The organism is Nonomuraea sp. NPDC049309 (assembly GCF_043196965.1).
Lineage (GTDB): Bacteria > Actinomycetota > Actinomycetes > Streptosporangiales > Streptosporangiaceae > Nonomuraea > Nonomuraea fastidiosa.
Genome location: NZ_JBICSH010000001.1, coordinates 2,620,880 through 2,632,984, shown reverse-complemented (window position 1 = coordinate 2,632,984; position 12,105 = coordinate 2,620,880). Strand labels below are relative to the sequence as shown.

Genomic DNA, 12,105 nt, shown 5'->3' with positions numbered 1-12,105 from the left:
GTGCGCGGCGGAAGAAGCGACGTCGCGTGCCGGCCTGGGCGGATCGTGGCTGGGGTGGCCGTGGTGGCCGACGCCGGAACGAGCCGATCCGAAAATCGGTGAAATAGTAGGTAGAAAGCCGTTCCGGTAAGCCGAAAAGGCGGCTGATCAGATCTGGTTGGCCTTCCAGGGGGTCAGATCGTACGTCTCGGCGATCGGCCGCCACGATCGGGCGAATCGCGCCTTCGCCTCCTGCGCCGCCCTCGACCAGTCGAGACCCCGCAGGTAGTCGCGGTGCTCCCGTACCGCCCCCTGGCACCCCGACGCCGCGATCTTCCGCGCCCACGCCAGGAACGCCCGATCGGCCTGGTGGGAGGCGTCAAGCGCGGTCACCAGGGCGTCCTTCAGCTCCGCGCCGTCCGGCAGCGCCGACACCGCCAGGCGCCGCGCGGCGGAGAGCTGGGTGCGGCGGGCCTGGGTGATCTCGTCGATCCTGCTCCGCCCCGCGCTCTCGCACCGGGCGGCGGCGTCGAGGGCGTCGCTCAGGCCGGAACGGGCGGACGTGCTGCTCGACAGCAGCCTGTCCACCTCCTCGGCCTGCAGCTCGGTCTCGTCCTCGGCCTCGTCCCCCGAGTCGCTGTCCACCGGATCTCCGGTGTCGCCGGTCTCGTCGCCGGTCCCCGCATCGGAGTCCGCGTCGCCGTCCACTCCGTCGGCGGTTTCGGTCTCGCCGGTATCGGCCCCGTCGCCGGTTGTGTCGCCGGTTGTGTCGGCGGTTCTGTCGCCGGCATCGCTGCTGCTCGCGTCGGTGCCGGTGGTGTTCACGCCGGTGTCGCCGTTCGTGCTCGGCTCGGCGGGGTCGGCGTTCTCGCCCGCCTGCGCGTCCGGGGCGCTTCGCGGACGCTGTTCCGCGGCCTCGGCCTGCTCCGCGCCGCCGGCCGCCGCGCCGCCACCCGTGCGGCCGATGACCACCCATCCGACTACGGCCAGCGCCAGCACCGCCGCGACCAGGCCGATGAGCACCGGCGGGCGCCGCCACGCCGGGGGCTCCGCACGTAACCGGTCGGGCTCCCAGCCGGTGTCCCGCGCGGGCGCGTGCGCCGGCGGGGGCGCGGGCATGGGCATGGGCGGGGGCGTGGGCATGGACATGGGCGGTGGCGCGGGCGTGGGCGCGGACCGAAGGCCCGGCCGGTTCTCCGGGCGCTCGCCCGGTTGCTCGTCCGGCCGGTCGTCCGGTGGGTTCTGCGGGGCCCGGCAGCGGGGGCATTGGGAGAGCGTGCCCACGTGCGATCCGCAGCGTCCGCACAGGCGGTTGAACCCTGATTCGTACGCCACAGCACCCTCCCGGAAATATCGCAAGAAAAGGGGCGAAAAGGGGTGTGTTCGATTTGAGGGACGGTCTCGTTATATCGCGCTACAGACCAGAGACTATTTGATAACGCCACACATGCGCAGCAATCGCCGCCCGTAAGCTTCGGCGGTCAAGAAGGAGAAACGACGGGAGAGGGCTCATGGCCGTTCAGAACGCCGGCGCCCCGCCGATGAGCAACGTCACCCGGTACCTGTGCGCCGCCGCCTACCTCGACAGCGAATTCCGTTTTCGAGTTCTCGACGAACTGTTCTCCGACCCCTACCGCGCGGTCCCGCCCTCATACGGCGGATTCGACCTCATGCCGGTGATCCACCACTGCCGCCGCTCGCAGCAGCTCCTCCTCATCCGCGACGCCCTGATCACCGCGCTGCTCGTCATCGGGGTCATCGTCTCGCCCCTGACCACACTGCAGTGGGTCGCGACCCTGATCCCGTTCGCCATGCTGACCTCCCGCAGGGTGCGGCGCGGGCCGCTCATCCTGCGGCTGCTGCTGTGGATCTGGGCCTGCCACATGGTCGTCTTGCTCCTGGCCACGTTCCTCGCGCTCTACCACTTCACGCGGCTGGCCGCGACCTACGGCGTGCCGATCTCCGAGCTGTCCGGCCTGCCCGAGTTTCTCGGCGGCGTCACGTTCACGCAGGCGCTGTTCTTCCCCGTCGCGATGCTCGGCGTCGCCGTGATCTACCGGGTCGCCGTCTACCTCACGCTGGCGGGCCGGCTGAGGCCGGGCACGCCGGAGCCGGCCGGCCGGGCCGCCGACCCCAGGATCGCCCGCCGTCTCGACTACATCGCCCGCGCCCAGTGGGGCAACATCACCATGTACGGCAACGAGAACGCCTTCCTCGGCGCCGGGAACATCGAGCGGACCTGGTCCATCGCGGTGGAGCTCGACCGGGTGCGCGACGGCGCGGGCAGCAGGAGGCAGCACACGCCCGTGGACATCGACCCCGTCGACCTGCACGCCTTCGTCCGGCGGCGGATGGCCGAGATGCGCGACCACGTCTTACGGCCCAACGAGGGCATCCAGCGGCTGGACATCGGCGACCACGTGGTGATGCGCGGCCTGTTCACCGTGGCCGACTGGACCGGGCGGCGGCTGCCCGGCGCGCACCCGTTCATCGGCAAGGACGGCCTGCCGAGATACCAGGCCACGCCCGAGGAGATCGCCGCCATCACCCGCCACCCGCAGGGCGGCGTGCGCTACTACCAGCGGGTCACGATCGGCAACGCCGGGCAGGAGATCCGCGACGCCAAAGGCGAGCTGGTCGCGCCCGCGGCCGAGCAGGAGGCGCTCACCTCGGCGTTCATCTACCTCGCGGTCGAGGGCCGCATGCTTTACACGCAGTTCGTGGTGACCGTGCTGCCGCCGGTGCTCGATCCGTACCACGTCGTGGACCGGCTGCCGTCGATGAACCCCGGGCGCATCGCCTGGGAGGCCGTCAGGGTGCTGCGGCTGCGGCTGCTGCGCGACGTGTTCGCCGCGCCCGTGCGCGTCGTCCGCACGGCGGTGCAGGCGATCCGGCTGGGCCGGACGGTCCGCGACCCGCGCGAGCACATCGTCTACCCGTACGGGGCGCTGCGCAGCGTCAGGGAGCTGGGTGCCGACACCGACATGCAGACCTACATCCAGACCCTCGACGTCGCCAAGTACGTGAAGATGATCGAACACCGGCTCACCGAGGCGGTGCTCGACTACCTGGAGGAGCACCAGGTGGACACCGGGGCCTACCGCTTGCAGGCCGCGGGGGTCACGATGAATGCCACGGTGACCGTGGGGCCGGGCGCGACGGTCAGCGGGCCCATGGCGTTCGGCCCGTACTCCTCCGCCACCCTGCACGGCACCGCCGGGGCCACGAGCTGAGGGAGGGACCATGAACGGCGACGAGTACCGCGTGCACATCACCGGCGGCGAGGTCAGCGGGCCCATCGCCATGGGGCCGCACGCCCGCGCCACCGTCCACCGTCACCCGCCCGCCCCGGCGGGGGCCGACGAGCTCGTACGGCTGGTCGAGCGGCTCGAACGGCTGCTCGCCGAGCACGAGAGCGAGCTTCGCGAGCCCGCCCAGGTTCGGCGCGACGCCGCCGACGTGCGGCGCGAGCTGGAGGAGGCCGAACCCGACCGCTCCCGGATCGCGGACGCGCTCAAGCGGCTGTCGGCGCGGGCCGCCGAGGTGTCGGTCATCGTCGAAGTGATCTCCCAGATCCGCGCCCTCTTCCCCTGACACCCACCCGGCGCTGCGGTGCTCGCCCGGCGCTGCGGCACCCACCCGGCGCTGCGGCACCCACCCGGCGCTGCGGCGCTCGCCCGGTTCTACGGCGCCCGTCCGGCTCTGTGGCGCCCGCCCGGTCCCGTGACACCCCGCGCGGCCGGCTCCCGTGACAGCCGCCTCGTGGCACCTCGTGCGGTTCCGGTGGCGTCTGTGCGGGGGTTGCGGTGCTTTACGCGGTTTCGGTGGGACCCTGTGCGGGTGTCGCGGCACCTCTCGCGGTTCTGGCGGCACCTTGCGGGGGGTTTGCGGCGCTTTGCGCGGTTTTGGTGGGACCCTGTGCGGGTGTCGCGGCACCTCTCGCGGTTCTGGCGGCACCCTGCGGGGGCGTTGCGGTGCCTTGCGCGGTTTCGATGGCACCTTGCGCGGTTTCTGTGGCGCCCCGCGTGGCTCCCCTGACACCCGCTCCAGCGCGGCTCCCGCCCGCTGCGGGTGACCGGCTGCGGGGGTCGGCGCCCAGAGGGGGTGCGGCGGTCGTGGGCGGCGCGCCGCGCTCCGGCGGGTGGTCGCGGTGACTGGCGGTGGATGGTGGCGCGGCGCGCCGGCCGCCGGCCGCCGGGGGCCGGTCGGGGGTGGCCGGCGCGTGCGGGTGCGGTGGGCGGTGACGGTGGTGGGGAGGGCCGGCTACCGGCAGCGGGCCGGGGCGGTCTGGGCCGGGGGTGCGGGGGTCAGCGGTAGACGGCGACGGCGGCCTCGGCGACCAGCGTGTCCACGGTCTCGACCAGCTCGCCCACCGGTGGGGCGGCAGCGGCGGCGATCTCGCGGAGGCGGGCGACCAGCTTGGCGGCGGGCTGGTCGAGGTAGAGCTGTTCCTCCAGCCGGAGCACCGCGACCAGCCCGCACAAACCGGCGCAGCGCGCGTCCGGCGCCTTCCAGCCCTCGACCGCCGCCCGCACCCCCGAGGAGGCGCGGACGACGGAGGAGATGTCGGCGAGCTCGTGCCGCGTGTACGGCAGCATGCCGAGCCGCCGCCCGGTCACCCGGACGAGCACGCCGCGGCCGAGCAGCTCCTCCCGGGTGCGCTCGTAGATCCCGCCCGCCGCGGCGCCCTTGATGAGCGCCGCGGGGTCGAGGCCGCCGACCGGGGTGAAGGGCTCGGCGAGCAGCCGGTCGAGCAGGGCGGCGCCGGCCAGCCCGAGCGAGAGCGACGTCGGGTGGACGAACGGTTTGCCGGACTTGTCGTGGGCGATCAGGTAGAGGTCCTGGTGCAGCGGCAGCCGGTCCATGGGGCCTCCTCAGCGGCGGTCCGATCCTGCGGGCATGCCCCGCAGCGTGGGGCGGCGGCCGAGCGCGTACAGGGTGATGAGCGCGAGCACGCCGAGCCCGAGCCAGACGAGGCCGAGGAGCTGGGCCATGATGTTCGCGTTGATCACCACGAAGATCAGGATGCCGGCGCCGATCAGCGGCGAGACGAGGTGCGCCCAGAGCCGGCCGGAACCGGAGCGCAGGGCGTGGTGCACGATGACCGAGGCGTGCAGGACGATGAACGCGACCATCGCCCCCATGTTGATGAGGCTCGACAGCAGCGCGACGCCGTCCTCGCGGCCGGCCGACCACAGGCCCACGCCGATCGACAGCAGGCAGATGAGCAGGATCGCGTTCGACGGCACCGAGTACCGCACCGACACCTTGGCGAGGAACGACGGCAGCTGCCGGTCGCGGGCCATCGCGTACAGCAGCCGCGAGACCGACACCTGGGCGACCATGGTGTTGACCAGGCCCCAGGAGAGCGCGGTGGCGGCGGTGGTGACGTGCCTGAGCCATTCGCCGCCCGCGACGGCGGCGGCGTCGTAGAAGGCGGTGTCGCTGGGGTGCTCGATGAGGCCTGCCGGGTCGGGCACGAGCAGTGCGGCCACCCAGACCTGCGTGATGAACAGCACGCCGGACAGCAGCAGCGCGACCCGCATGGCCCGGCCGACCTGGGCGGAGCCGCCGGTCGACTCCTCCACCAGCATGCTGATGCCGTCGAAGCCGAGGAAGGACAGGACGGCGACCGACACGGAGGCGAACATCACCGGCCAGGTGAAGGTGCCGGCGTTGAACAGCGGCGAGAGGCTGAAGCCGTGTCCCTCGCCGCGCAGCAGCGCCCAGATCCCGACGAGCAGGAACAGGGCGAGCACGGCCAGCTCGATCGTGATGAGGATGCGGGTGAGGCGTACCGTCATCTTGATGCCGCGCAGGTTGATCGCGGTGTTGACGGCGGCGAAGCCGACCAGCCAGACCCAGACGGGTACGGCGGGCACGCTGGCGTTCATCGCGATCGAGGCGACCAGGTAGAGCAGGCACGGCACGAGGATGTAGTCGAGCAGGACCATCCAGCCGGTCAGGAAGCCGACGGGCGGTGCGATGCCGCGCCCCGCGTAGTTGTAGACCGAGCCGGACAGCGGGAACGCCTTCACCATCTCCGCGTACGAGGCGGCGGTGAACAGCAGTGCGATCATCCCGACGAGGTATGCCAGGACCGGCATGCCACCGGATACCGAATAGACATTCCCGAATATCGCGAAGGGCGCGATCGGTACCATGTACGCCAAACCGTAGAAAATGAGGTCGGCGAGGCCGACCCCACGGCGTAACTCCTGGCGGTAGCCGAACTGCTCGATGTTCTGTTGTGCGCGCACGACAGGCGTCTCCAGTCGTCATACCGGGCTGGGGTCCGACTGGAGATCCTTTCGCAGCGCGGGCGCGTGCCGCAAGACCGTACGCCGCCAAATGTGGAAAATCGCGCTTTTCATGAAATGTTGCGCGAGTAAAACATTACTTGTGCGTAACTCCGACAAAGGCTGACTTAGTGGGTCATGCGGTGATTCCGGGGCGATGGCGGGCCGTACCCGAGAACACCCATCATGCCCTGCTCCTGATGGTAGAGATTGTGGCAGTGGAACATCCATTCGCCGGGATTGTCGCATTCGACGTCCACGCTCAGCCGCTCGCGCGGCTTGATGTTCACGGTGTCCTTGCGCGGCCCGCGCCGCTCGCCCACGCGGACCTGGAACGTGTGGCCGTGCAGGTGCATCGGATGCCACATGGGCGAGGTGTTGTTCATGACGATCCTGATCGTCTCGCCCTTCTCCACCCGCACCCGCAGCGGGTCGTCGGCCAGCCGGTCGTTGAGCGTCCACTCGTTGCCGGACGGCCGCATGCCGAGCGTCACGGTCACGGTCCTGGACGGGCGGGGGAGCGCGTCGGCGCGGCGCGGCCGCAGGTCGGCGTAGGTGAGCAGGCGCCGGTCCAGCTCCGGCACCTTGACGTCGCGCGAAGGCCGCCGGGCGGTGCGCGTCGTCCTGACGATCGCGAACGCCCGCGCCCCCTTCCCCTCGGCCAGCGCGACCAGCGGGAACGCCCCCGCGCCCAGCCGGGTGACGAAGTCGTACCGCTCGCCCATGCCGATGAGGAACGCGTCCACGGTGGCCGGCCCGCACGGGAACCCGTCGGCGTGCGTGATCGTCATGCGGTGACCGCCGAGCGCCACCCGGTAGGCGGTGTCGGCCGCCGCGTTGATCACCCGGAACCGCACCGTCCGTCCCGGCCGGCTGCGGAACACCTCGGGCGCCTCCGCCATCCTGCCGTTGATCAGGTGGAACGGGTGGCGGATCTCGCCGGAGACCCCGCCGAGCAGCGTGCTGCGCAGCGTGTCGTCGTGGTCGGTGGTGGAGTTGAGCCGGCGCAGCGCGTCGTCGGGCGTGCCGTCGATGCCGTCGAGCCAGTCGTCGAGCAGGACCACGAACTCCTCGTCGTAGCCGAGCGGCTCGTGCGGGTCGGCCACCACGAGCGGGCCGTACAGGCCGCGGTCGAGCTGCGTGCCGACGTGCGAGTGGTAGAAGTACGTGCCGGGGTCGGGCACCTTGAACGCGTAGTCGAAGGTGCGGCCCGGCTTGGTGGGCGCCTGGGTGTAGCCGGGGGCGCCGTCCATCCTGGGATCGATCCTGATGCCGTGCCAGTGCACGGTGGTCTCCGCGGGCAGGTCGTTGACGAGCCGGGCGCGTACGACGCCGCCCGCCGTGGCGCGGATGATCGGCCCCGGCACCATGCCGTCGTACGTCCAGGTCGCCACCTTGCGCCGGCCGAGTGAGACGGTCGCGGGCCTGGCCCGCAGCGCGAAGCCCCGCCCCGGCCGCCGGCCGGCCGCCGCCTCGCAGAGCGAGCCCGTGACGGCGCTCGCGGCGGCGGCGAACGTGCCGGTGAACAGCAGCCGGCGGGAGATGCCCCCGCCGGAACCCCATGCCGAACCATTCACTGCAGATCCCCCCATTCACCTCGCAAGGTAACGGAGAGTGATCGAGAAAGCCGCGCGCCACGCGGCCGATCGCAACCGGGGGCTCCGGGTCGTGCGATCTCTTGCCGGGGTGGTACCGGCGAACTAGCGTGTTAATCGATTAACAGGCGTGGAACGCCGGACGTCGCCCAGATGGAGCCCGCAGACCGGCCGTCCCAGATCCCCTGCCATCAATTACCCCCAAACCCAATAGGTAATGCTAGGTTATTCGACTAACATGAGACCTACAGCGCGACAAGTGGCCGAGCTGGCGAACGTGTCAGTGGCGACCGTCTCCTACGTCCTCAGCGGCCGGGACAGACCCGTGGCCGCCGAGACCAGGCAGCGGGTGCTCGACGCCGCCAGGCAGCTCGGCTACACCCCCAACCAGGCGGCGAGGAGCCTGCGCAAGCGCCGCACCCAACGGGTCTGCCTGGTGCTGAGCACGTTCGGCGGCGTCCCCGCCGACGAGCGCCTGGCCACCGACCTGCACGAGATGGCCGACGCACGCGGCTACTCCGTGATCACGCTCGCCGTCTACTCCGAGGCCAGGGCCGCCGCCGCGGCCGAGATGCTGCGCGGCGGCATCGCCGACGGCGCGCTGATCAACGTGGTCGGCGACCACCTCGCCCGCGACCTGCTCGAAGGGGTGGCCGCCACCGGGCTGCCGATGGTGGTGCTGAGCAACGACAGCGGCCTCCAAGGCTGCGACGTCGTCCGCACCCCGGAGGCCGAGGCCAGCGCGGAGGCCGTCGAGCACCTGCTGGCCACCGGGCGGCGGCGGATCGCGTTCATGGGGCAGCGGCACGAGCTCTACCGCGACAAGCCGGCCGGGCGGCTGCTCGGCTACCTCACCGCCCTGGAGCGCCACGGCGTCACCGACCGCATCGTCACCGGGGGAGCCGACGACCGCGTGGCGGCGTACCAGACGGCGACCGAGCTGCTGCGCTCACCCGACCGGCCCGACGCGATCTTCGCCGCCGCCGACCGGGCCGCGATCAGCGCCATCTCCGCCGCCAGGGACCTGGGGCTCGCCGTGCCCGATGACGTCGCGATCGTCGGCGTCGGCAACATCGACGAGGGTCTCATCACCAATCCGCAGCTCAGCACCGTCGGCCCGCTGCGCCACGACTACACCGACGTCGTACGCCTGCTCTTCGAGCGCCTCCAGGCCGATGAGCCGCCGCCCGCCCGCGAGATCGTCCGATCGTGGACCTTCCTGCGGCGGGGCTCGTCCTAAGAAGGGAACCCCACGATGCCCGCTCATCCCTCACGCCGTGATCTGCTCCGGCTCCTCGGCGCCGCCACGGCCGCCGCCGGCGTGCCTGCCCTGTCGTCGTGCGCGGGAGCGCCGGCCACCCAGAACGCCGCCCCCGGCACCTTCACCGTCTACTGGAACGCCGGCCACGACTACCAGGCCTACCGCAAGGTGATCGCCGAGTTCGAGCAGGCCCACAAGGTCACCGTCAACCTGCAGAAGTACCAGTGGCCCGACCTGCGCACCAGGCTGCTCGCCGACTTCGCCTCCGGCACCGTGCCCGACCTGGTGGAGGAGCCCGGCGGCTGGGTGCAGGAGTTCGCGGTCTCCGGCAACGCCCGCTCGCTGCAGGACTTCGTCGACCGCGACGGCCAGGCCATGGGCTTCCCGTCCGACTGGCAGCCGGTGACCGTCGAGCGCAACTCCTACCAGGGCAAGGTGTACGGCGTGCAGCTCCACCTGACCTGCAACACGCTGCTCTACAACAAGGGCATGCTCAGCGACGCGGGCGTCGAGGTGCCCACCACCTGGGAGGAGTTCCTCGAAGCGGCGAAGAAGCTGACCAAGGACGGCGTGTACGGCGTCGCGCTCAACCAGGACTACTCCTACATGTGGCCGTGGATGATGCAGGCGGGCGTCACCCCGTACGACCCCGGGACCGGCAAGGCCATGACGCCGCTCGACAGCGCGATCGAGGCCCTGCAGTTCCAGGCCGACCTCATCCACAAGCACAAGGTCGCCCCCGTGCCGGTCACGGGCACCGACTACTCGGGCCCGCAGAAGCTGTTCTCCGCAGGGCGCGCCGCCATGATCCTCACCGGGCCCTGGGACCTCGACCCGATCAGGAAGACCAGCCCCGACATCGACCTCGGCGTCGCCCCGCCGCTCAAGCACAAGGTGCAGGCCACCCAGGCGGCCGGGGTCAGCCTGTTCGTGCCGGCCAAGGCGAGCAGGCCCGAGCTGTCGTGGGACTTCATCAAGCGCGTCACCGCACTCGAGGTCGAGCAGGCCGCCACCGAGGAGACCGGCATGCTCATGCCCCGCAAGTCGTGGTCGGAGCTGCCCGAGGTGCAGTCCGACCCGGTCATCAAGGTGTTCGCCGACGCGCTGCCGCAGGCGAAGGACTCCTCGCAGGAGGTGCGGCTGACCGGGCGGTTCGGCAAGTGGGAAGAGCAGCTCAAGGTGATGTACCAGCAGGTCATCATCCAGAACCGCCCGGCCGCCGAGGTGCTGACCGAGTTCGCGAAGACGGCGGAGGGCTACCTCAAGTGAGGCCGCGCACGCTGTCCGGCCGGTACGCGAGGACCGCCTACCTCTTCCTGCTGCCGGCCCTGCTGTTCTTCGCGGCGCTGTTCTACCTGCCGATCGGCAACGTGATCGCCACCGGCTTCCGCACCGGGCCGATGGCCGATCAGTGGACCGGCCTGGACAACTACGCCCAGGCGCTGTCCGACCCGTCGGTGCGGCACTCGTTCCTCGTCACGGCGATCTTCGCGGTGCTGGTCGTCATCGGCTCCATCGTGCTCGGGCTGGCGCTGGCGCTGGCCATCGACCAGCCGCTCAAGGGGCGGGTGGCCTTCCGCGTGCTGCTGCTGGTGCCGTACCTCACCTCGGTGGCGATCGTCGGGCTGCTGTGGCGCAACATCCTCGACCCCGAGCTGGGCGTGCTCAACCGGGTGCTGATCGCGCTCGGCCTGCCCACCCAGCAGTGGCTCAACACCGCGCCGCTGCTCACCATCGCCGCCGTCACGCTCTGGCAGAGCGTCGGCTACACGATGGTGCTGTTCCTCGCCGGCCTGCAGGGCATCCCCGAGACCTACCACGAGGCCGCCAAGATCGACGGCGCGGACGCCTGGCGGCGCTTCTGGCGGATCACGCTGCCGCTGCTCGCCCCGACCACGCTGTTCGTGTCGGTCATGGCGGTCATCTCGGGGCTGCAGGCGTTCGGGCAGGCGTACATCATCACCGGCGGCGGGCCGGGCGACGCCACCGACCTGACCGTCTTCCACATCTTCAACGTCGCCTTCCGCACCAGGGACTTCGGCTACTCATCGGCGCAGTCGGTGCTGCTGCTCCTCGTGATCGTGGCGTTCACCGTGATCCAGCTTCGGGCCGGGCGGCGGGGCGAGGTGACGTACTGATGGAACGGATGACGGTGCGCCGCAAGGTGCTGCTCTACGCGCTGCTCACGCTGGCGAGCCTGGTGACCGTGCTGCCGCTGCTCTACATGGTCTCGCTGTCGCTGCAGACCGAGGCCGAGACGCTGGCGGCAAGCGCCGTGCTGTGGCCGGAGAGCCCGCAGTGGGGCAACTACGCCGAGCTGTTCGCCCGCGCGCCGTTCGGCCACTTCATCGTCAACAGCCTCGTCGTGGCGGGCGCGATCACGCTGTCGCACCTGATCTTCGACCCGCTCGTCGGCTACGTGTTCGCGAAGTTCCGCTTCCCGCTGCGCAACACGCTGTTCGTGGCGCTGCTCGCCACGCTCATGGTGCCGTTCTTCGTGCGGATGATCCCGCTGTACGTGATGATGGCCGACCTGGGGTGGCTGAACACCTACCAGGGGCTCATCACGCCGTTCCTCATGGACGCGTTCGGGATCTTCCTGATGAGACAGTTCATCCAGCCCATCCCCGACGACCTGATCAGCGCGGCCCGCATCGACGGAGCCTCCGAGCTGCGCATCTACCGCAGCGTCATCCTGCCGCAGACCCGGCCCGCGCTCGCCGTGCTCGCGCTGTTCACCTTCGTCTTCCAGTGGAACGAGTTCCTCTGGCCGCTGGTCGCCACCAGCACGCCCGAGATGCGGACGATCCCGGTCGGCCTCACCCTGTTCAACCAGGAGTACTTCACGCTGTGGCACCTCACGGCGGCCGGCTCGGTGATCCTCTTCGTGCCCACGGCGCTGCTGTTCGTCTTCACCCAGAGATACTTCGTGCGGGGCATCGCCCTCACCGGCCTTCGATAGGAGTCTCCC

The 12,105-nt window shown here is 70.8% G+C and carries 10 protein-coding genes; 6 read left to right on the top strand and 4 right to left on the bottom strand.

All coding sequences use genetic code 11. From position 1 onward, the window contains the following. Positions 1-147: 147 nt before the first annotated feature. The gene (locus ACGFIM_RS11690) at positions 148-1,104 is read right to left on the bottom strand and encodes a hypothetical protein (protein ID WP_393198467.1); all 957 of its coding nucleotides are present in this window, start codon (positions 1,102-1,104) and stop codon (positions 148-150) included. A 386-nt stretch (positions 1,105-1,490) separates the two neighbouring features. Here ACGFIM_RS11690 and ACGFIM_RS11685 point away from each other — a divergent pair, with 386 nt between their 5' ends. Together ACGFIM_RS11685 and ACGFIM_RS11680 are read left to right on the top strand one after the other, a co-directional pair. Beyond that, positions 1,491-3,212: a hypothetical protein gene (locus ACGFIM_RS11685; RefSeq protein WP_393198464.1), complete on the top strand. Its 1,722-nt coding sequence runs from the start codon at positions 1,491-1,493 to the stop codon at positions 3,210-3,212. Between the two features lie 10 nt (positions 3,213-3,222). Next, positions 3,223-3,573, top strand: a complete 351-nt coding sequence (locus ACGFIM_RS11680) for a hypothetical protein (RefSeq protein WP_393198461.1) — start codon at positions 3,223-3,225, stop codon at positions 3,571-3,573. 713 nt (positions 3,574-4,286) lie between these two features. Here ACGFIM_RS11680 and ACGFIM_RS11675 read toward each other — a convergent pair. The 3 genes from ACGFIM_RS11675 to ACGFIM_RS11665 form a co-directional block, all read right to left on the bottom strand. Further along, positions 4,287-4,844, bottom strand: a complete 558-nt coding sequence (locus tag ACGFIM_RS11675) for a GPP34 family phosphoprotein (RefSeq protein ID WP_393198458.1) — start codon at positions 4,842-4,844, stop codon at positions 4,287-4,289. 9 nt (positions 4,845-4,853) lie between these two features. Further along, on the bottom strand, positions 4,854-6,239 hold the full coding sequence (locus ACGFIM_RS11670; RefSeq protein WP_393198455.1) for an APC family permease: 1,386 nt from the start codon (positions 6,237-6,239) through the stop codon (positions 4,854-4,856). 167 nt (positions 6,240-6,406) lie between these two features. After that, the gene (locus tag ACGFIM_RS11665; RefSeq protein ID WP_393198452.1) at positions 6,407-7,855 is read right to left on the bottom strand and encodes a multicopper oxidase family protein; all 1,449 of its coding nucleotides are present in this window, start codon (positions 7,853-7,855) and stop codon (positions 6,407-6,409) included. Between the two features lie 277 nt (positions 7,856-8,132). Between ACGFIM_RS11665 and ACGFIM_RS11660 the strand changes: the two genes are divergently transcribed. From ACGFIM_RS11660 to ACGFIM_RS11645, 4 genes are read left to right on the top strand one after another with little or no spacing between them, the layout of a single operon-like run. Next, on the top strand, positions 8,133-9,113 hold the full coding sequence (locus ACGFIM_RS11660) for a LacI family DNA-binding transcriptional regulator (protein WP_393198449.1): 981 nt from the start codon (positions 8,133-8,135) through the stop codon (positions 9,111-9,113). Between the two features lie 15 nt (positions 9,114-9,128). Beyond that, the gene (locus tag ACGFIM_RS11655) at positions 9,129-10,403 is read left to right on the top strand and encodes an extracellular solute-binding protein (protein WP_393198446.1); all 1,275 of its coding nucleotides are present in this window, start codon (positions 9,129-9,131) and stop codon (positions 10,401-10,403) included. Beyond that, positions 10,400-11,272 carry a carbohydrate ABC transporter permease gene (locus tag ACGFIM_RS11650; RefSeq protein WP_393198443.1) on the top strand — a complete coding sequence of 291 codons (873 nt, stop codon included), beginning with the start codon at positions 10,400-10,402 and terminating at the stop codon, positions 11,270-11,272. The genes ACGFIM_RS11655 and ACGFIM_RS11650 overlap by 4 nt, the downstream gene beginning before the upstream one ends. Then, complete coding sequence (locus tag ACGFIM_RS11645) at positions 11,272-12,096, top strand: carbohydrate ABC transporter permease (protein WP_393198440.1); 825 nt, start codon at positions 11,272-11,274, stop codon at positions 12,094-12,096. Before ACGFIM_RS11650 ends, ACGFIM_RS11645 begins: the two co-directional genes overlap by 1 nt. Positions 12,097-12,105 lie beyond the last annotated feature (9 nt).